Raw genomic sequence first — 20,935 nt, forward strand, 5'->3', positions numbered from 1 at the left:
AGAGATAATTTAAGAAAACAGACAAAATGTCTCACATTAGTTAGGTTGAATATAAGAAGTATTGGTACACTCTGTCCCATAAGATTCAATAATCTCGAAATCAACCGTCAATATACTTATTCGGTTCTCTCCCCAATGATTAACAGATTCATATTTAAGGCTTTCTATGTCCAAACTGACCGATTACAAAAATACATCTCAGTACCAAGCATTCTCTGTTTTAGTTGTCGATGATGAAGTGGGGATGCAAACCATCTTAAAAAAAGCCTTAGGAAAATGGTTTGCCAAAGTGGATACCGCGGGATGCATTGATGACGCAGAATCTCTGAGAATGAGTAGTCATTACGATCTTATTATTTTGGATATCAACCTTCCTGGTCGTTCAGGCATTGAGTGGGAAGAGGCGTTTAATGATTCAGAAAAACGCGCTGATGTGATTTTTATGACGGGTTACGCCGATTTAGAAACCGCAATTTCAGCCTTAAAACTGGGCGCATCGGATTTTATTCTCAAGCCATTTAATTTAGAACAGATGCTACAAGCGGTGCAGCGATGCATGGATAAGCGTTTGAGCGAAAGAATGCAATACGCGCTACAGCATGACTTTAACCGCTACGTGGCAACAGAGATTATTGGTGGCTCAGATAAAACGAAACAGCTCCGCCAATTAATCACTCAATTCGCACCGTCAAGAGCCTCCGTTCTTATTGAGGGAGAATCGGGAACGGGAAAAGAGCTAGTCGCCCGTGGTGTGCATGAAGCGAGCCAACGCACTGGGCCTTTTGTCCCCATCAACTGCGGTGCGATTGCACCAGAGTTGCTTGAAAGTGAATTGTTCGGGCACACATCCGGAGCATTTACGGGAGCTAAAAAAAATAGAGAAGGGCTATTTAGAGTCGCAAGTGGCGGAACACTATTTTTAGATGAAATTGGTGAAATGCCACTTCCAATGCAATCTGCACTGTTACGTGTATTAGAGCAGCGAACCATTCGTCCTGTTGGCTCAGAAAAAGAGGTGAGTATTGATGTTCGAGTTGTTGCTGCCACGAATCGCAACTTGCTTGAAGAGGTTGATAAAGGCAATTTTCGTCGAGATCTCTATTACCGACTGAACGTGCTCAAAATCGAAGTTTCACCCTTGCGCGAACGTCGTATCGACCTGATGGACTTAGTACCGTATTTCACGCGCATGTTAGCGGCTGAATTGGCGATGCCAGAGCCTAAATGGGCGCACGAAGATATACTCGCAATGGATGAGTACGAATGGCCAGGGAATATACGTGAATTAAAGAACCTAATGGAACGCTGCATATTGTTAGGGAAACCGCCTGCTCACTACTGGCGTGAGCTTAACGGCACATCTACGCCAACTCACGTTTCAGTGACGGTGTCACACAGTATGGAAGTACCATCCATTCCAGAAGGAAAACCCGACAATATTATCGGTTACCCAAATTCATGGACGCTAAAAGATGTCGAAAAGTCTCATATACAACAACTTGTCGACTATCACGATGGCAATAAATCAGCTGCGGCAAGAGAGCTAGGCGTTGCGAGAAAAACACTAGAACGTAAATTTAAAGAGTGGGACACCGATGGCTCTGAATATGTTGGCTGAGACAGGTTTTATCTCTAAATGGCGCTTTCGTTTTAAGACGATGGTGCGATATAGGTTACTATTTTTAACTTCAGCGCCTATATTTCTGACTCTATTTGCACTGGTTGGAATTACCATCTATTGGTCGATCCATTATACGTGGCAGCAAGCGTTGGTAAATATCTCCGAGCGCCTAGATGTAGCTGATAACAGCATTAGTCTGCTTCAACAAAAGCAGGCTAATCATGTTAATGCGCTCTCAAATTCTTATGACTTTAGAGTATTAGTCAATAAGCAAGCAACAAATACCGAGATCTCGCAATGGGTGACTAAACAAAAAGTACGCTATAACTTAGATTTTCTTCATTGGCACCCAAACGATGTTGTCGTGCATCCGTGGCAGTTAACGGGCGCTCAAAACGAAACTGCTTTTTTCGATTTACTTGATAAACGACAACTTGAGCATTTAGATCCCGATCTAGCAAATAGAGCTCAAGTCCCAATTTTGGGTACAGCTCAGGTAGAAACGCAAGGGCTAGTGAGTAGGACAATTATCCCTGTCCGGAATCAAGAGAAAGAGATCATAGGCTTTCTTGATGGTGGCCTGTTGTTAAATAACAGCACGAAACTTGTCGATCAGATTCGGGATCTTATCTACCCACCAGCACACAAAGCGTATTCGGCGCAAAGTCATCAAGCAACTGCAGCAACAAGCAACAAGCTGATGACTGAGAGTGATTCAAGTAATAACAATAATACAGACCATCTGCTGGCAGAAAAAAATGAGCCACTCGGTGGAAGCATAAATAAGAAAAGAACGTCTAGTCGTCCTGTTGGAACCGTGACCATTTTTCTTAACGACCTACGTGTCTCGACGAATGTTCCACTTAATAGCGACATTAGAGAAGGGCGTGCAATCGGAACGCGCGTTTCTCACTCTGTTCATCAGAAGGTATTGAATGATGGCAAAGAGTGGATTGATCGAGCGTATGTGTATGACGCTTGGTATATCACCGCTTACCGACCACTTAGAGATCAACAAAATAATGTCGTAGGGATGCTCTATACCGGGTATTTAATCTGGCCTCTGTTGAAAACCTACCTAACTAACTTAGGTGAAATAACCTTTACCATTCTTAGCCTACTGCTTATTTCAGGTTTCATGGTGTATCGAGGCTCTAGAGACCTCTTTAACCCAATCGAACAGATCCATAAAGTGGTGAAAGAAGTTCAAATGGGCAAGAACACCCGCATTGGTAAGATCGGGTTAGATGACCAACATGAACTGACGCAACTTGCAAAACAGTTCGATACCATGCTCGATCTACTCAGGCAGAGAAATGCTCAAATCGAACAAGCTGCAGCAGAGCTAGAGTGTAAGGTACAGGTCAGAACAGCAAGTTTGCACGAAAAAACACAACAGCTTGAGCACCATATACAACTGCTTAATCAGACACGTGATAAATTGGTTGTGAATGAAAAACTGGCCGCACTTGGTGAATTAACGGCCGGTATTGCCCATGAAATCAACAACCCAACCGCAGTGATTTTGGGGAATGTTGAATTGATGAAGTTCGAGTTAGATGAAGATGCAGAGCGCGTAGAGGAAGAGATTACCGCCATCATGGATCAAATAGATCGCATCAGAAATATTACTCGCAGCCTTTTGCAATATAGCCGTCATGGTGGTGTTCAAGATGAGATCACTTGGCAACATGTGAACCCTATTCTCGATGAAAGTATTACGTTGGTAAAAACGGGAGCTAAGAAACGAAACATTACCTATAAAACGGATTTACATGCCAAAACATCCGTCGAAGTAAATCGAAACCAGCTGTTGCAAATATTAGTCAATTTACAGATGAATGCTATCCACTCAATGAATGGAGAAGGGCAGTTGACCGTCATCAGTGAGGATTGGATCAAAGGAGAAGAGAGTATAGGGGCGATAATTCATGTTGAAGATCAGGGGTGCGGAATCAAGCCTGAAAACCTGAAACGTATTTTTGATCCCTTTTTCACCACTAAACGTGATGGCACCGGGTTAGGGCTCTCAGTATCTCAAAGTATTCTTAGCCAGACTGGTGGAGAGATTCGAGCAACATCGACCTTCGGTGAAGGAAGCCGTTTTAGTGTTTACTTACCCAAGAAATCTGATACCAACCTGCTCATTACTAGCAAGTAAACACAGGGCTGTTTTTTTCTCTCATCCCTATACTCGGCCGGTCGATAGTCCGCTGAGTGTCAGGCTGACATTTAACGACGTCAGTTGTTTATTCGAACAGAGAGAGTATGCCCGATATACACCCAAGCTCTTTTGATGAAATAATCATCAATTATTCACCATATTCCCTTCCCTTAAGAGTGATGTACTTCACGAAAGCTGCTATACTCGCCCCCGCTTTTAACGCTAGAGCTGTCTATTTGATGGCTTTTTTAACGTTTGATAACTATACGACAATTGGAAGAATACATTGATATCTACCGCAAACATTACCCAACAATTCGGCGCTAAGCCTCTTTTTGAAAACATCTCAGTTAAATTCGGTGAAGGAAACCGCTACGGTCTCATCGGTGCTAACGGCTGTGGTAAATCGACGTTTATGAAGATCCTTAGCGGTGAGCTAGAGCCTTCTGGTGGTAACGTAAGTGTTGATCCAAATGAGCGTGTAGCAAAACTGAACCAAGACCAATTTGCTTATGAAGAATTCACCGTTCTAGACACGGTAATCATGGGCCACAAAGAACTTTGGGCAGTAAAACAAGAGCGTGACCGTATTTACTCTTTGGCTGAAATGACTGAAGAAGACGGCATGAAAGTGGCGGATCTAGAAGTTGAATTCGCAGAAATGGATGGTTACATGGCTGAATCTAAAGCCGGTGAACTTCTTCTTGCTGTAGGTATTCCTCTAGAACAGCATTACGGCCTAATGAGCGAAGTCGCTCCTGGTTGGAAACTTCGTGTTCTATTGGCTCAAGTACTGTTCGCAGACCCGCACATCATGCTTCTTGATGAACCTACCAACAACTTGGATATGGATACTATCCGTTGGTTGGAAGATACGTTAAACCAACGCAACTGCACAATGATCATCATCTCGCATGACCGTCACTTCCTAAACAGTGTTTGTACACACATGGCGGATTTGGATTACGGTGAGCTTCGTCTTTACCCTGGTAACTACGATGAGTACATGTTTGCAGCGACCCAAGCTCGTGAACGTCTACTATCTGATAACGCGAAGAAAAAAGCGCAGATCGCAGAACTTCAAACGTTCGTATCTCGTTTCTCTGCAAACGCATCAAAAGCGAAGCAAGCAACATCTCGTGCTAAGCAAATTGATAAGATCCAACTTGATGAAGTTAAAGCATCAAGCCGTCAGAACCCATTTATCCGTTTTGAGCAATCTAAAGAGCTATTCCGTAATGCACTTATTCTTGAAGGCATTAACCAAGGCTTTGAAGAGGATCTATACGAGAAGTTCGATGCAATTTTTGAAGTTGGTGAGCGTGTTGCTATCATCGGTGAGAATGGCGTGGGTAAAACAACGCTGTTGAACACGCTTGCTGGTGTTCTAGAACCCCGTAACGGTTCTTACAAATGGTCTGAGAATGCAAACATCGGTTACTACGCGCAAGATCACGCACATGATTTTGAGCAAGATCTAAACCTATTTGATTGGATGAGCCAATGGCGTCAAGAAGGCGAAGACGAGCAAGTTGTTCGTAGTTTCCTAGGCCGTATGCTTTTCGGTCAAGATGATATTAAGAAATCAGTAAAAGTGATCTCTGGTGGTGAACAAGGTCGTATGTTGCTTGGCAAGATCATGATGCACAAGCCAAACATGCTTCTTATGGATGAGCCTACCAACCACATGGATATGGAATCAATCGAAGCATTGAACTTAGCACTTGAGAACTACAAGGGCACACTGTTCTTCGTTTCTCACGACCGTCAGTTCGTTGATTCACTTGCAACTCGTATCCTTGAAATCAGAGATGGAAAAATCAATGATTTCCGTGGTACGTATGCCGAGTTCTTAAAATCTCGCGAATCATAATTTAGTTTAAGATCGCAGAGTCACTGATTCGTCATTTTCGCAATTGCATTGCAGCGTATCAGAAACTAAAAGCGAAATTAAAACGAAAAACGCTCCGCAAGTCGGAGCGTTTTTGTATCTGTCACCTACACATTTGTATTGAGCGAATCTTCCTCTCTCATTCCTCATTTGTTAATCGCACTATCTTGGTATCAATATTTAAATTGACCGACTACGCGTTCTAATTTTTCGCTTACTTCTGTGACATGTTCACTGCAATGCACTGATTTAATAACAAGATTTGATGTGTCGCCTGCCAGTTCCGCAATTTGAGTGATATTACGGTCAATTTCTGCTGACACCATCGATTGTTCTTCTGATGCCGTCGCAATCTGTGAATTCATATCAAACATCTCACTAATTTGATCGACGATCTTTGTGATAGAACTCGCTGCATATTTCGTTTGTTCATTCGTTTCATGTGCTTGACCTAAACTGGTTTGCATCAAACTCACCGTTTGCTCAACACCATCTTTTAAGCCTGAGATAGTGGACTCGATTTGCTTAGTTGAATCATTGGTCATATGAGACAGTTGGCGAACTTCATCCGCGACCACCGCGAAACCGCGTCCATTCTCTCCCGCTCGAGCCGCTTCAATGGCAGCATTCAATGCGAGTAGGTTAGTCTGCTCGGCAATGCCTTGTATGGTGGTTATTACCGAGTAAATATCACGGCTTTGCGACTCTAATGTTTTAATCAATATCTGAGATTGTTCAATATTCCGAGTGAGCTCTTGAGTGCTTGCGCCCGCAATATTGGTTAGTCGCATGCTTTCTTCCGCTTCGAGTTTAACATTGTGTGCAGTATGAGCCGCGCTTTCGATGTTTGCTGTTATCTCGTTGCTTGTCATAACCAATTCATTAACCGCCGTCGCAACGGACTCAGACTCCGCTTTCTGTTTACTCACATTATCAAGACTTTGAGTGGCGGCTTGCTGTGATGTCTCTGAACATTCAGTCAGGACATTCATCACTTGAGCGATATCGGTAATATTCATCTGCAATTTAGAAATGAATAGGTCGAACGAATTCGATAGCTGTGCCAACTCATCACTACCTTTAGCATTCATTCGAACGGTCAAGTCACCACTACCATGAGCAATGTCGCTCATCAGTGTATTGATATCATTGATTCGCCTTGTGATCATATTCGACACAATAATAATCATGCTCGATACAATCAAAACAATACCGCCTCCCATTAACGCCATATCACGTTTTATTTCCGTAGAGAGTACATCGACGCTGTTATTAATTTGAGTGAGCATACCTGAAAGTGCTTGCTCTGTTTGATGGACATTCGCACGTAGTTTGCCGCGCATTCCTGAATTTGGAGAGAGGCCGAAAACGACCATCGCATCTGCCAAGGTTTCAAAATCGCGTTGGTAAATCGTGAGGTTATCATTAGCAATATCAAATTCAGCAAATAACACACTCAACTCGTTCAATGCTTCAATGAATGTTTCCCGACTCTCTGCGCTTGGAGAGCTAACAAATGTGTACTCTTGCTCAATAAGTTCAATAAACTGAAGCGTGAGAGAAACATTCCGCTCTTGCTCTAGCTGTTGGTGCAATAACTCCCGAGATTGGCCGAGCTTTGCACGATAACTGTGTTCGCTTTCAGAATTTATCAACAGTGCATGCTGGCTTAAATTATCAAATTGGTTTTTATAACTCTTCAGCGAACCGAGCAGCTCATCAATTTCATGATGGGGTTTAGAGTCTATCGACATCAGCAAAGGCTGGAGGGATGCGATATGGCTCTCTAAATCAATATAAGTATTGTCGAACTTAGATAAGTATTTTTCATCCTTACGCATCAAAAAGTCTTTCTCATGGCGTCTAAGCGTTAAAAGTTCAGCTTTACTGGAAAGGTTTAGCTCTGCGGCATGGTGAACGAGCTCAAGTTTTTGCAAACTATAGAACTCATAGATGGCATAACTCGCGATACCAGAGAATAGCGTCATCGTGATAAGTAATAATTTAACTTTTATCGATAATGAACGCGATGGAGCAGCGTTTTCTGGTGACCCATTCATAGGCACCTCCTTGTTAGCTAACGTCGACGTTGACCACTATGTTTTGGTTTAAACCAATTTATAATTAACTTCTTTAGTGGATATACAACTAATAGCTGTGAAACATATTATTACAAGTTTGTATAAATAAAAAAAATGAAAGGGATATAAATTATGCAGGATTTGAATAGTAACCACTTGAATTTATAGAACTTAATAAAGTAGTGATGAAGGAGAGACAGATAAAAAAAATACTGCATTCACCAATATTGGAAAATACAGTATTTATGATCTAAGGGAATATCATTTCAACCATAGATTGTGGCGTAACGTATTGCGATGTACAGGGTAATCATTAACAGCTTAGGCTATGCGTTCCTTTAACATCAAACTCAATTTTATCTGCTCCAGTAAAGACTTGAAATCGTAAACCTTTTGCACGAGCAATGGTCGTAATCCCAAATTTCTGCGCCAAATCGAGGCCCATTTGAGTAACACCAGATCGAGAAAGAAGAACAGGAATGCCCATCTGCGCCACTTTAATCACCATTTCTGAGGTCAATCGACCTGTGGTATAGAAGATCTTATCTTCACCGCTCTCTTTGTTAAGCCACATCTCACCAGCCAAAGTATCAACGGCGTTATGTCGGCCTACATCTTCTACAAACGACAATACCTGATCATCTTTGCATACCGCACAACCGTGAACGGCGCCTGCTTTTTTATAGGTATCGTTGTAGTGTGTTAAGGCTTCAAGCGCAGTATAGATTTGAGATTGCTTAATCTTGGTTTGTGGAACCTGATAGTTATCCAACTGCTTCATCACATTGCCATACATTGTGCCTTGCCCACAGCCAGATGTGACGGTTTTCTTCTTTAATGCTTCATCAAGTTCGCTGGTGTCTTCTTTTGTAATAACCGCAGCAGAGTGAGTTTCCCAATCAATAATCACAGAATCAATCGCTTCAGGATCGCTCAAAAAGCTCTGATTCTTAAGATAACCCAGAACTAAAGCTTCTGGTCTTGAACCAAGAGTCATTAAGGTGACAATTTCTTTCCAATTTAACATCACTGTAAGAGGGCGCTCACAGGCGATTTGTTTCGTTAGTTTTTCACCATATTCATCGAATACTTCAACTTCTAGCGTTTGAAATGGGTTTGCCCCAGTTTTAATGATATTCGGCTTGGTCACTAAATGATCCTTACATAGTTTGAAATGGTCATAGTTTGAAATGGTCATACAGAGTTGTGAGTCAGATAAAGTCTGTTGCCTCTGTCGTAATACCTTATACGTTATAATTGATTAACATAGCAATTCTTGTTCCAAAAAACGTTAACCAATAAAACGACATGAATGTGGCTGGCGTGAAAATTGCTTTAGTAACAACAAAGAGAGAATGAATAAAAGGTATGCAACGCTTATGACTCACGAGAAACAGGTAAACGTCGATGACTCTAAAAGCCAAACACCAACGGTCGAGAAGACAGAGTCTATTTGGCATATTGAGTGTCAGTTAATTTCAGAACAGATCGTTAAGAAGCTTTGGACGACCACCCAATGGCAACTTAAAGGGTTCAATACTCGTCCTCAAATATTGCAGAAAAATGTAGGACTATTAGAGCTTCATAGAGATGAGCGTACGGATTACCGATTCAACTTGAACTCTCAGATGCCTAAACTCTTTGTCGTACTCGAAAATTTAGATGACGAAAGTCTTGAAGAGAATAGCGAAGCTAACGTTATCGCACCTAACATTGTCACACTTACCGCGTCTCAGAGCGTTGCAGGACAATATATGGACGGTGATTACTTGGTGCTTTCCGATGACATGCCATTAGCAGTACAAGCTTGGATGGAAGCGTATATAGGGCGCCATGGTGAATTAATCGAAGTTCGACGTAAGAAACGTAAAGGTGCGGGGCGCGCAAGTGGCAACTAACTTTCTTTCACGCTGGTCTCAACGAAAGCTGAGTAACAAAGAAGAACCTGTAGATAAAGTCGACCTTGATGTAGGTAATGAGGTTGTGCCTGATGCTCTGGGCATGAATGAAACGGATTCTGACCTTATAGCGACAGAGCTTAACACGATAACTACAGGCCCTAATACGTCCAAAGAGAGCGGTGTTAACGAAACTGGTTATCTAGAATCTGATCATCCTGAAACAGAAAGCTCGGGCGATGTTGTGGACGCTTCCGTTACGGATCTTCCCATAGCGGAGCTATTAACCACAGGTGCTGAAGCCAGTGTTAAGAAAGCGGCTCTGAGGAAACTTTTCCTGAGTGGTGAATTTAGTGAAGTCGATGCGTTGAATGATTACGATCATGATTACAAAGCCGTTAAAACGCTCTCAAAAGAGGTTGCTGAAACACTTAGAGGCTGGGCGAAAGAGATTATCGAAGATGATCCTGAGGATATAGACCAACCCCAAGAGACTGCGTTAAATGAAGAGGCGGATAATATCGCCAGTTCTGCAGAGTCCAATTCCAACGAAACTCATCAATATGCGACTGACACTGTAGTTGACGAACATCGAGTTGACGAACATCTCAATGATAATCAAGTAAAGCATAATCAAGATAGTATGAACAAATCACCACTTAATGAGAATAATTGCTAATAGAAACAATCACTAAATACCTCATTAGGGCTAGGACAAAATATACCATACAACAAATAGGTACATTTTGACTGATGAATCAATTGAAAGAGTGAGACAAATTGTCCCGCTCTTTTTTTTTGTTTGATGAAACTGAACTTTTAAGATGCAATTTATGTGTATCTACCTGTTATTTAATACAAAAGTAAAAATGGAACACTATTTGCTATACAAAGTCTATCGCATGAATACGTTCTTTGATGGAACCAAGCAATGTTAAAACAATTTTTACAACAAACAGAATCGGACAATGGAAAAGCAAGAGCCTTTGCTATTGAGAATACGGTTGAGTTAACCAACCTTATTCCACCGACGGTCAGTTATGAAAGTGGCGGTAATACGCTAATTATTGGTCCAACCGCTATCATTGTGAGTGCATCTGAACAGCTCTCTCAAATGAACTCTTTGACCCTTCTGTCTACTGATGGCGAGAGATCTGAGCATTCCAATCTTTATTTCGCTAATTCAATCGAACTAAGTGGATTCTTAGGCACATTTGAAGTCGTTATCGAAAATCATGGTGTTCGCTCTAATCTTGCAAAAATAGCCGTTCACAGTGACTGTTTTGATGTCGTTTTGGACCTATCTCTTAATGGTTGTATGACGGAAGAAGTTCCAGTCCCAGGCTATTACCCAGTAGGAAGAGGCTATCCGTCACTCGCTGAAGCGCTAGAAGAGATCCCAACGCTAATGGGGACCTTTGATAAGCCTAAGTACTTCCGTTTGGATACCGATCTTTGTGCGCACAGTTCACGTGGCGTCAAAGGGTGTGAGCGATGTGTTGATGCTTGCCCTGCAGGTGCTCTTTCTAGTGAAGGAAACGATAAGATTGGTCATAAGATCGAGATCAACCCTTATTTATGTCAAGGCGTGGGAACATGCGCGACAGCTTGTCCTACAGAAGCCATTCATTACGCACTTCCAAATCCTCAAGATACCCAAAAATTCATCGAACGTACGCTGCTTAATTACGAAGAGGCGGGCGGGCGAGATCCTATCGTGCTGATCTGTAGTGCTCGTCATGAAACTTATAATTTGATGGCGCTGAGAGTACTACCAGATAACGTTGTTCCAATTGTGGTTGAAGATTTGGCTTCTATCGGTATTGATACTTGGTTTGCAGCCTTGACCAATGGCGCGACTCAAGTCTTGTTTGCGGCGAGTAAGCACATGCCTCAAACCATTCAACGCGTACTGAATCATGAAGTCGGAATTGCTCAAGATCTTCTTGATCAGCTTGGTATCAACAAAGAGTGCGTTGATATCTTGTATCTGGAAACCCTAAGACATCAAACGCCATCACTACAAACTCTTCCTTTTGAACTTTGGATAGGAGAGTTAGAAGGGAATAAGCGAGAAAGGCTATTCACCGCACTTGATGCTTTAGCCAGTAATCGAATTCCGGTTGAAACCATTCAAGAGATGCCTTCAACAGCTCCATATGGTTCTGTTTCGTGTAGTGAGAAAGATTGCACACTGTGTATGGCGTGCGTTGCGGTTTGTCCTACAGCGGCTCTACATAATGATGGTCAATCTCCAAGCCTTAAATTCATCGAACAAGATTGTGTTCAGTGTGGCTTGTGTGAAAAAGCCTGTCCTGAAAAAGCATTGAGTTTAGAACCTCGTATGAACTGGGATAAAGAGACTCGCCAGTCTGCTATTTCACTTTATGACGAACCCGCAGCAGAGTGTTTACGCTGTCATAAGCCGTTTGCCCCGCAATCTATGATTACCATGTTACAAGACAAGTTACGTGGTCACTCTCATTTTTCTGATGCTGCCTCTCTTAACCGTATTGCGATGTGTGAAGATTGCCGTGTGGTTGATGTTTTTGAGTCGATGGCGGAAAAGCCTGAAGATCAACTGACTTACTAGAAGGGAATGAACGTGGAACTAGAACAAGATCAATCCTTAAGAATCGATATCTATCTGCTGATTGCGCAGTTATTAAGAGAATCACCAAGCCAAGATTTACTTCATTTCCTTACGGAGATTGAACTGAATCAAGGTACTCAGCCAATGGCTATCGCGTGGGCTAAATTGAAATCGGCGGCTCAAGCAGGTGATGTTTTCAAAATCGAAGAGGAGTTTCAAGATCTCTTCATTGGTGTTGGGCGCGGAGAAGTCGTTCCATTTGGTTCATGGCATATTGCTGGTGCATTAATGGAAAAGCCACTATCCGATCTCCGCCAAAGTTTAGCGGAACTTGGCTTTGAACGAAATGAGGATGTGAAAGAGCCAGAAGATCATATGGCAGCACTTTGTGAAGTGATGTCTCTATTGATCGAGTCTTCGAATGATGAACCTAAAGCTGCATTTGCGATTCAGAAGAAATTTTTCAACCAGCACATATCGCCTTGGTACCTGTCGTTAGTGAATCACATTCAACAATCAAAAAGTGCGGATTTCTATCTAGCTGTTGCCGCTTTAATTGAAGGTTACTTGAGCTTAGAACAAGTGAACTTTGCAGAAAACCCGATGAATAAAAGAAATAACTCAAAAATTGACGTGAAGAACGTTGTTGATTCAGCAACGAATTAACCAGAACTCCACATATTAAGCAAAAGAGATGCACAAGCATCCACTGATGCCAATTTGGCAAAGGACGCAATGTATGAAAGACAAAAACGAAGTAAACACCAGCCGACGAGATTTACTTAAAGGCATAACAACAGCGACAGTAGCAGGTGCTGTGATTGCTGGCACGACTAAAATCGCTGCGGCATCGGATACTGAACAACCTAAAGTTGAAGTTAAAACAGAAGGTTACAAAGAAACTCAACATATTCGTGATTATTACGACACGCTTTAGGAGCTAAATAATGAAATTAATGAAACGCTCCGATAGCGTATCAAAGGCTGAAAATCAGTTTGGTATTAGCCGCCGCGCATTTATGAAGAACTCTTCACTTGCTGCTGGTGGTGTAGCGGCTGGCGCTTGTATGTTTGCGCCGGGCATGATGAAAAAAGCGGAAGCAAAAACAGTAGATGCTGATGCTAAAACTGAGATAAAACGTACCATCTGTTCACACTGTTCTGTTGGCTGCGGTATCTACGCAGAAGTACAAAATGGCGTATGGACGGGTCAAGAACCCGCTTACGATCACCCATTTAACGCTGGTGGACACTGTGCGAAAGGTGCTGCGTTACGTGAACATGGTCATGGTGAACGCCGTCTTAAATACCCGATGAAGTTAGAAAACGGCAAATGGAAGAAGTTATCGTGGGATCAAGCGATCGAAGAGATCGGTGAGAAAGCGTTGCAGATTCGCAAAGAGTCTGGTCCTGATTCGGTTTATTGGCTAGGCAGTGCAAAACACAGCAATGAACAGGCCTACATGTTCCGTAAGATGGCATCGCTTTGGGGTACGAATAACGTCGATCACCAAGCGCGAATTTGTCACTCAACCACAGTTGCTGGTGTTGCCAACACTTGGGGTTACGGGGCAATGACAAACTCTTTCAATGATATGCATAACTGTAAGTCGATGCTATTCATTGGTTCAAACCCTGCAGAAGCTCATCCCGTTGCCATGCAGCACATCTTAATCGCTAAAGAGAAAAACAACTGTAAGATCGTAGTTGCTGATCCTCGCCGCACTCGTACCGCCGCTAAAGCGGATCATTACGTATCACTTCGTCCTGGTTCTGATGTTGCCTTTATTTGGGGCGTGCTATGGCATGTGTTTGAAAATAAATGGGAAGACAAAGAGTTCATTCGTCAGCGTGTATTCGGTATGGATGAAATTCGTGAAGAAGTGGCGAAATGGACACCAGAAGAGGTTGAACGCGTAACGGGCATTTCACGTGATGAAGTGTACCAAACGGCGAAACTGCTATCTGAAAACCGCCCTGGGTGTGTGGTTTGGTGTATGGGTGGTACTCAACATACAACGGGTAACAACAACACTCGTGCATACTGTATTCTTGAGCTTGCTCTTGGCAATATGGGTAAATCAGGTGGCGGTGCAAACATCTTCCGTGGTCACGATAACGTTCAAGGCGCAACAGATTTAGGCGTTTTGTCTCATACACTTCCGGGCTATTACGGCTTATCTGAAGGCGCGTGGAAACACTGGTCTAAAGTATGGGAACTTGATTACTCTTGGGTTCAAAACCAATTCGACCAAAATAAATATCGCGGTAAAAAACCAATGAACAACATGGGTATCCCTGTGTCTCGTTGGATTGATGGTGTATTAGAAAATAAAGATAATATCGAACAGAACGATAATATCCGCGCGATGTTCTATTGGGGTCATGCCGTTAACTCACAAACTCGCGGCGTCGAAATGAAAAAAGCGATGCAGAAGCTCGACATGATGGTCATTGTCGATCCATACCCAACCGTTGCGGCTGTCATGAATGACCGTACGGATGGCGTGTATCTGCTTCCTGCAACCACGCAATTTGAAACGTCGGGTTCAGTTACGGCTTCAAACCGTTCATTCCAATGGCGTGAGCAAGTGATACAGCCACTGTTTGAATCGAAGGTCGATCATGAAATCATGTACTTACTGACGAAGAAACTTGGCTTTTCTGATCAACTTTTCAAAAACGTTGCCGTGAACGGAAATATTCCCGTCATCGAAGACATCACTCGCGAATTCAACCGTGGTATGTGGACGATTGGTTACACAGGCCAAAGCCCTGAGCGAATCAAATCACACACTATGAACTGGCACACTTTCCATAAAACATCATTAGAAGCGGAAGGCGGCCCTGCGCACGGTGAAACCTATGGTCTTCCTTGGCCATGTTGGGGCACCCCTGAAATGAAGCACCCAGGTTCGCATATTCTTTATGATACATCGAAACCAGTAGCTCTTGGTGGTGGTAACTTCCGTGCTCGCTTTGGTGTTGAATTTGAAGGTAAAAACCTACTTGCAGAAGACAGCTTCTCAAAAGATTGTGAGCTTGAAGATGGATACCCAGAATTTAGCTCTAAACTGCTTAAACACCTAGGTTGGTGGGATGATCTCACTGAAGCAGAAAAAGCAGCCGCTGAAGGTAAAAACTGGAAAACGGACACATCTGGTGGTATCCAGCGCGTCGCGATTAAGCATGGTTGTATGCCTTACGGTAATGCTAAAGCTCGTGCGGTGGTTTGGACATTCCCAGATCGCGTTCCGTTGCACCGTGAGCCACTGTATACACCGCGCCGCGACCTAGTTGCTGATTACCCAACCTGGGATGACAGTGAATCGATCTACCGTCTACCTACGATGTACAAATCAATTCAAGATCAAGACAAGTCGAAAGAGTATCCGATCATTCTAACGTCTGGTCGTCTTGTTGAGTACGAAGGTGGTGGTGAAGAGACACGTTCAAACCCTTGGTTAGCGGAATTACAGCAAGAGATGTTCGTTGAAGTAAACCCGAAAGATGCCAATGACATTGGATTCAAAGATGGCGATATGGTTTGGGTTGAAGGCGCAGAAAAAGGACGTATTCATGTGAAAGCAATGGTGACTCGTAGAGTGAAACCTGGCTTAGCATTTTTGCCTTTCCATTTCGGCGGTAAATTCCAAGGTGAAGAGTTACGTGATAAGTACCCAGAAGGCACCGATCCTTATGTGATTGGTGAATCTGCAAACATCGCAACGACTTATGGTTATGACCCTGTAACGCAAATGCAGGAAACCAAAGTTACTCTCTGTAAAATTAGTAAAGCGTAGGAGTCATAAAGATGGCTAGAATGAAATTCCTTTGTGACACCAAGCGTTGTATCGAATGTAATGGCTGTGTCACAGCATGTAAAAATGAAAATGATGATGCTCTAGAGTGGGGCATTCAACGTCGACGTGTTGTCACTTTAAATGATGGCGAACCGGGAGAAAACTCAATCTCAGTGGCTTGTATGCACTGTACAGATGCTCCTTGTATGGCGGTTTGTCCTGCAGATTGCTTTGAGCACACTGAAGATGGCATCGTGCTGCATAATAAAGATTTATGCATCGGCTGTGGCTACTGCCTGTTTGCTTGCCCGTTTGGTGCACCACAATTTCCTAAGCAGTCTGCTTTTGGTGAGCGTGGAAAAATGGATAAATGTACTTTCTGTGCTGGCGGTCCTGAAACGGAAGCGGGTTCTGAAGAAGAGCGCAAAAAGTACGGTGCAAACCGTATCGCAGAAGGCAAACTGCCAATGTGTGCGTCACTTTGTTCAACTAAAGCTTTGATTGCGGGTGATGCAGAGAAAGTGTCTGAGATCTTCCGCCAACGTGTGGTAGAGCGCGGAGCAAAAGGCGCTGGCTGGACAAACGGCGAAGATCTTTCTTTTGATGCGACTAAGAGCTAATGATGACGGAGAGAGTTATGTTTCAACGTCTTAAACGTGCGACTCTCGTGATGCTGCCTTTATTGGCAGCATTCCTACTCGCGTTTAGTTTTCCTACGTCGGCACAAGAGCAGAGTGCATCTTCTGCTGAGAAAGAGATGACTCAGTTAGCGGGAGCAGATTTTTGGCGTCAAGTTAAAGATGGAGAAGTCGGGTATACCACCTCTCAATTTCCTGAGCATGGCATGCTTATCAGTACCCCGGGACAAACATGGTTCTTATTAAAAGAGAAATGGATGTCACCTGCTGGCGCAATCGCTATTTTTGGTAGCATTGCGATGGTCGTCTTGGCTTATATTGCTGTAGGGCCGTTAATGCTGAGCGCACCGAGAACAGGTAAGAAAATTAAGCGTTGGTCTCGTTTAGATCGTGCTTTGCACTGGAGTATGGCGTTTACTTTCTTAACGTTGGCTTTTAGTGGCTTGATGTTGGTTTACGGAAAACACTTCCTAAAACCCTATATCCCAACCGATTGGTGGGGAAACATCATCTATCTCGCTAAGCAGTATCATAACTATGTAGGTCCACTGTTCTTCATTCTACTGACTTGTATCTTATTGAAATGGTGGCGTAAGTCGCTATTCAACAAAACGGATATATCTTGGTTTATGAAGATGGGTGGCATGGTAGGGAAACATAAAGGAACCCATCCATCAGCAGGGTTCTCCAATGGTGGTGAAAAAGCGATCTATTGGTTGCTGATCGTATTTGGTGCAGTTGCGGCGGTCAGTGGACTAGTGCTCGACTTCCCAATTTTTGACCAAACTCGCCGAGATATGGAGCTATCGAATCTGGTTCATATGTTCTCTGCACTGATCTTGATTTGTGGTTTCATCTTCCATATCTATATCGGTTTATTTGGCATGGAAGGCGCACTAGAAGGTATGGTTACTGGTGAAGTCGATGAAACGTGGGCAAAAGAGCACCATGATCTTTGGTATGAAGAGGTGAAGTCGGCTCAACACTCAGAGAAGAGTGATTAGCAGATCTCTTTTATCAGTAACATCAACCAAGGTGGCTTAGTCATCTTGGTTGATAAAACGGCACTTGAATCAAGCTTACATAACGTTAATTAGTTCAGAGAGTAAATAGTTTCATGAACGCAACCAACAAAAATGGCATCTGGTTTGCCTATATAGCCAGCCTTTTAACCCCATTTACGTTTCTTATATCAGGCATTATAGCCATTGTTTACGCAGGCTATCGACTTGATAAAAACGAAGACGGTGACATGGTGAATTCCCATTATTATGGGCTGATCCGTAGCTTTTTCCTTTTTCTAACATTTTTTGTCGTGTTAATTGTAACTGTTGCGACATCGAACGGTGTGTTAGCTGGAATGAATGACTACTGGTATCAATCGACTTGGATTGACTCAATCGCTTACATCATTCCCTATATTGGCGCTGGATTCGCTGCAATGGCTATTGTGGTATGGATTTATCGCTTAATACAAGGGATGAGACAACTGAAACAAGGCATTCCGCATGCCCCTTCAACAGGGCCAAACTTATAAATTTCAAGAGCGGTATCGCCGCTCTTTATTTCAATATTCATATTTCCAAACTCAGATTTACAAACATTGAGATACTGTGTATATAAACAGGCAGCTTATCACTCAACCTGAAACTACCTCTTAGACCTTCGATTTACACCTAGTTAATAGAAAAAGTCCATCAGATAAAAACCATCACATAGTAATTACCGCTCTGACGATGATCGCTCATGCCAGTTGTTTTTCTATCGGCGTAAATTGATACGCCTTGTTTTAGGGCAACATCACCAAAATAGTGCATTATCCTTTATTTTATCCATTTGCTATACGATGAGACACTCTAACAAATCGTTTAACCCATTAAATATAAACAAGTTTTAATTTATATAGGATATGAGGGCTAACTGGAACACATTTTGCTGAACTCCATGCATTATTGAAATTCACTGTTTTGGTGAATGAGTAACAAAAAGCACAGGATTAGTGCAATATAAAAAATGGAGAGATAATAATGAGCCAAACCGTAAGTCAAGTGCATGGAGCCGTTCAAACCTTGACTCAAAGCTCAGACACGCTTTTTTTGCTTTTGGGGGCAATAATGGTGTTCTTAATGCACGCTGGATTTGCATTTTTGGAAGTGGGTACGGTACGTAAAAAGAACCAAGTGAATGCCTTAGTAAAAATTTTAGCTGATTTTGGAGTTTCCGCTATCGCGTATTTCTTTATTGGTTACTGGGTTGCCTACGGTGGACACTTTTTTGCCGATGCTGAGACGTTATCCCAAGGTAATGGCTATGAATTAGTTAAGTTCTTTTTCCTATTAACCTTTGCTGCCGCCATTCCTGCGATTGTTTCTGGAGGTATCGCGGAGCGGGCTCGATTCTACCCAATACTGATTGCCACTTTCTTTACTGTTGGACTGGTTTATCCATTGTTTGAAGGCATCATTTGGAATGGTAACTTTGGTATCCAAAACTGGTTTGAAGTGACATTCGGTTCAAGTTTTCATGATTTTGCAGGCTCAGTTGTCGTACATGGTGTAGGGGGCTGGATTGCTTTAGTCGCAGTCCTTTTTCTAGGGATGCGAAAAGGACGTGTAAGAGCAGGAAAACACACCAACTTTGCGCCATCCAATATCCCATTCTTAGCATTGGGAGCTTGGATATTGTGCGTGGGTTGGTTTGGATTCAATGTCATGTCGGCACAAACCTTAAATGGTATTAGTGGACTGGTCGCAATGAACTCATTGATGGCAATGGTAGGTGGCATTCTTGCTGCGTTAATTGCTGGGAAAAATGACCCAGGGTTTATCCATAATGGTCCCTTGGCTGGTTTAGTCGCAGTATGTGCAGGATCGGATTTGATGCATCCTCTCGGCGCGTTAATAACGGGTGCAATTGCCGGAACTCTATTTGTCTACTTGTTTACTTTCTTACAAAACAGAACCAAAATTGACGATGTACTCGGTGTATGGCCACTTCATGGTGTATGCGGAGCTTGGGGTGGTATCGCTGCGGGTATTTTCGGTCAGCAAGCTCTCGGAGGGCTTGGTGGTGTAAGCTTCACAGTTCAACTGCTTGGGACAGGATTCGGTATTATCGTTGCATTTGGAGGTGCTTTTATCGTCTACGGTGCTTTAGATAAAATGACAGGACTGCGATTATCAGAAGAGGATGAATTCAATGGCGCCGATCTTGCAATTCATAAGATTTCATCGATTAATGAAGATTAACTGTCTAGAACAGAAATAATCGCTTCTAAAGAGCGGCTTTCGGTCGCTCTTTGTAATTGGGTATCTCATCTAGAACATTGAGCTTGCTACCTGTTTCACATTTTAACTTATTAGCTTGTATTCTAAGACTATTGTCTAATCCTTATAACTATTGTTGATTTTTGAACAGTGCTAAGCTGATAAAAGGATCGAATAATGTATATAAGGATATCCCATGAACTTTCCATATAAAAATATTGTCATTCTAACTGGTGCTGGGATCTCAGCTGAGTCGGGGATCCAAACTTTCCGAGCTCAAGATGGCTTATGGGAGAACCACCGTATTGAAGATGTTGCCACCCCCGAAGGTTTTGAACGTAATCCGGACTTAGTTCAGGAATTCTATAATCAACGACGGGCTAAACTCCAATCTGACATTATAAAACCAAATCCAGCGCATCATGCTCTTGGCAAGCTTGAATCTGAACTGGATGGCAAAGTCACCATCATCACTCAAAACATTGACAATCTTCACGAGCGAGGCGGCAGCAAGAATGTCATTCATATGCACGGTGAGCTATTAAAAGCGCGATGCAGTGAATCTAATCAGGTGTTAGAGCATTCGGAAGATATTCTAACTGGTGAGCTATGCCATTGCTGTCAAATCCCGGCTCAAATGCGACCACATATTGTTTGGTTTGGTGAGATGCCACTGCGAATGGGCGATATATACTCAGCCTTAGAAGAAGCGGATCTGTTTGTCTCAATTGGCACGTCTGGTGTGGTTTATCCTGCCGCTGGATTTGTACATGATGCAAAAATGCATGGCGCACATACCATCGAAATCAACTTAGAGCCGAGTGCCGTTGAGAGTGAGTTTGAAGAGAAGCGATATGGTAAAGCGGGGCTGGAAGTACCTAAACTGGTCGAAGAGCTACTGCTCATGGGCGATGACACGGAATTAAGCGCCTAACAAATTATAATGCTCAGATACAAATAAAGCGGCCAACGCCGCTTTA

16 protein-coding genes are annotated in these 20,935 nt (G+C 42.9%); 14 read left to right on the forward strand and 2 right to left on the reverse strand.

Translation table 11 applies throughout. From position 1 onward, the window contains the following. Window positions 1-166: 166 nt before the first annotated feature. The 3 genes from OCV39_RS07415 to OCV39_RS07425 all read left to right on the forward strand — a co-directional run bounded on the left by OCV39_RS07415 (window position 167) and on the right by OCV39_RS07425 (window position 5,658). The gene (locus OCV39_RS07415; RefSeq protein WP_261889450.1) at window positions 167-1,618 is read left to right on the forward strand and encodes a sigma-54-dependent transcriptional regulator; all 1,452 of its coding nucleotides are present in this window, start codon (window positions 167-169) and stop codon (window positions 1,616-1,618) included. Next, entirely contained in the window at window positions 1,596-3,782 is a 2,187-nt protein-coding gene (locus OCV39_RS07420) for a sensor histidine kinase (protein ID WP_171756735.1), read from the forward strand. Before OCV39_RS07415 ends, OCV39_RS07420 begins: the two co-directional genes overlap by 23 nt. 289 nt (window positions 3,783-4,071) lie before the next feature. Beyond that, on the forward strand, window positions 4,072-5,658 hold the full coding sequence (locus OCV39_RS07425) for an ABC-F family ATPase (protein WP_171756736.1): 1,587 nt from the start codon (window positions 4,072-4,074) through the stop codon (window positions 5,656-5,658). Window positions 5,659-5,849: 191 nt separating this feature from the next. Here the strand turns inward: OCV39_RS07425 and OCV39_RS07430 are convergent, their stop codons facing one another. Beyond that, window positions 5,850-7,736: a methyl-accepting chemotaxis protein gene (locus OCV39_RS07430; protein ID WP_261889451.1), complete on the reverse strand. Its 1,887-nt coding sequence runs from the start codon at window positions 7,734-7,736 to the stop codon at window positions 5,850-5,852. Between the two features lie 334 nt (window positions 7,737-8,070). Continuing rightward, window positions 8,071-8,907, reverse strand: a complete 837-nt coding sequence (gene fdhD / locus OCV39_RS07435; RefSeq protein ID WP_261889452.1) for a formate dehydrogenase accessory sulfurtransferase FdhD — start codon at window positions 8,905-8,907, stop codon at window positions 8,071-8,073. 229 nt (window positions 8,908-9,136) lie between these two features. On the opposite strand from fdhD, the gene OCV39_RS07440 reads away from it, so the two are divergent. The 11 genes from OCV39_RS07440 (at window position 9,137) to cobB (ending at window position 20,889) form a co-directional block, all read left to right on the forward strand. Next, window positions 9,137-9,655 (forward strand): DUF3305 domain-containing protein, encoded by a 519-nt coding sequence (locus OCV39_RS07440; RefSeq protein ID WP_261889492.1) that lies wholly within the window; start codon window positions 9,137-9,139, stop codon window positions 9,653-9,655. Next, window positions 9,645-10,334, forward strand: coding sequence for a DUF3306 domain-containing protein (locus OCV39_RS07445; RefSeq protein ID WP_261889453.1), 690 nt, complete (start codon window positions 9,645-9,647; stop codon window positions 10,332-10,334). The genes OCV39_RS07440 and OCV39_RS07445 overlap by 11 nt, the downstream gene beginning before the upstream one ends. 252 nt (window positions 10,335-10,586) lie before the next feature. Beyond that, complete coding sequence (locus tag OCV39_RS07450) at window positions 10,587-12,248, forward strand: 4Fe-4S binding protein (RefSeq protein WP_261889454.1); 1,662 nt, start codon at window positions 10,587-10,589, stop codon at window positions 12,246-12,248. 6 nt (window positions 12,249-12,254) lie between these two features. Next, window positions 12,255-12,914 carry a TorD/DmsD family molecular chaperone gene (locus tag OCV39_RS07455; RefSeq protein WP_261889455.1) on the forward strand — a complete coding sequence of 220 codons (660 nt, stop codon included), beginning with the start codon at window positions 12,255-12,257 and terminating at the stop codon, window positions 12,912-12,914. 73 nt (window positions 12,915-12,987) lie between these two features. Beyond that, complete coding sequence (locus tag OCV39_RS07460) at window positions 12,988-13,185, forward strand: twin-arginine translocation signal domain-containing protein (protein WP_017051558.1); 198 nt, start codon at window positions 12,988-12,990, stop codon at window positions 13,183-13,185. A gap of 10 nt (window positions 13,186-13,195) precedes the next feature. Beyond that, the gene (locus OCV39_RS07465) at window positions 13,196-16,051 is read left to right on the forward strand and encodes a formate dehydrogenase subunit alpha (protein ID WP_261889456.1); all 2,856 of its coding nucleotides are present in this window, start codon (window positions 13,196-13,198) and stop codon (window positions 16,049-16,051) included. An 11-nt stretch (window positions 16,052-16,062) separates the two neighbouring features. Then, the gene (fdh3B, locus tag OCV39_RS07470; RefSeq protein WP_017051556.1) at window positions 16,063-16,671 is read left to right on the forward strand and encodes a formate dehydrogenase FDH3 subunit beta; all 609 of its coding nucleotides are present in this window, start codon (window positions 16,063-16,065) and stop codon (window positions 16,669-16,671) included. 17 nt (window positions 16,672-16,688) lie between these two features. Further along, window positions 16,689-17,693, forward strand: a complete 1,005-nt coding sequence (locus OCV39_RS07475; protein WP_017051555.1) for a formate dehydrogenase subunit gamma — start codon at window positions 16,689-16,691, stop codon at window positions 17,691-17,693. Window positions 17,694-17,806: 113 nt separating this feature from the next. Continuing rightward, the gene (locus tag OCV39_RS07480; RefSeq protein ID WP_017051554.1) at window positions 17,807-18,226 is read left to right on the forward strand and encodes a hypothetical protein; all 420 of its coding nucleotides are present in this window, start codon (window positions 17,807-17,809) and stop codon (window positions 18,224-18,226) included. Window positions 18,227-18,716: 490 nt separating this feature from the next. Then, window positions 18,717-19,937 carry an ammonium transporter gene (locus tag OCV39_RS07485; protein ID WP_017051552.1) on the forward strand — a complete coding sequence of 407 codons (1,221 nt, stop codon included), beginning with the start codon at window positions 18,717-18,719 and terminating at the stop codon, window positions 19,935-19,937. 214 nt (window positions 19,938-20,151) lie between these two features. Next, a complete protein-coding gene (gene cobB / locus OCV39_RS07490) occupies window positions 20,152-20,889 on the forward strand; it encodes a Sir2 family NAD+-dependent deacetylase (protein WP_171756744.1) in 738 nt (245 codons plus the stop codon). Window positions 20,890-20,935 lie beyond the last annotated feature (46 nt).

Origin of the sequence: Vibrio cortegadensis (genome assembly GCF_024347395.1) — a bacterium.
Lineage (GTDB): Bacteria > Pseudomonadota > Gammaproteobacteria > Enterobacterales > Vibrionaceae > Vibrio > Vibrio cortegadensis.

Coding starts and splice junctions, on each gene's coding strand:
- OCV39_RS07415 (WP_261889450.1), top strand. CDS start 167: ATGTCCAAACTGACCGATTACAAAAATACATCTCAGTACCAAGCATTC.
- OCV39_RS07420 (WP_171756735.1), top strand. CDS start 1,596: ATGGCTCTGAATATGTTGGCTGAGACAGGTTTTATCTCTAAATGGCGC.
- OCV39_RS07430 (WP_261889451.1), bottom strand. CDS start 7,736: ATGAATGGGTCACCAGAAAACGCTGCTCCATCGCGTTCATTATCGATA.
- OCV39_RS07440 (WP_261889492.1), top strand. CDS start 9,137: ATGACTCACGAGAAACAGGTAAACGTCGATGACTCTAAAAGCCAAACA.
- OCV39_RS07450 (WP_261889454.1), top strand. CDS start 10,587: ATGTTAAAACAATTTTTACAACAAACAGAATCGGACAATGGAAAAGCA.
- OCV39_RS07455 (WP_261889455.1), top strand. CDS start 12,255: ATGAACGTGGAACTAGAACAAGATCAATCCTTAAGAATCGATATCTAT.
- OCV39_RS07460 (WP_017051558.1), top strand. CDS start 12,988: ATGAAAGACAAAAACGAAGTAAACACCAGCCGACGAGATTTACTTAAA.
- OCV39_RS07465 (WP_261889456.1), top strand. CDS start 13,196: ATGAAATTAATGAAACGCTCCGATAGCGTATCAAAGGCTGAAAATCAG.
- fdh3B (WP_017051556.1), top strand. CDS start 16,063: ATGGCTAGAATGAAATTCCTTTGTGACACCAAGCGTTGTATCGAATGT.
- OCV39_RS07475 (WP_017051555.1), top strand. CDS start 16,689: ATGTTTCAACGTCTTAAACGTGCGACTCTCGTGATGCTGCCTTTATTG.
- OCV39_RS07480 (WP_017051554.1), top strand. CDS start 17,807: ATGAACGCAACCAACAAAAATGGCATCTGGTTTGCCTATATAGCCAGC.
- OCV39_RS07485 (WP_017051552.1), top strand. CDS start 18,717: ATGAGCCAAACCGTAAGTCAAGTGCATGGAGCCGTTCAAACCTTGACT.
- cobB (WP_171756744.1), top strand. CDS start 20,152: ATGAACTTTCCATATAAAAATATTGTCATTCTAACTGGTGCTGGGATC.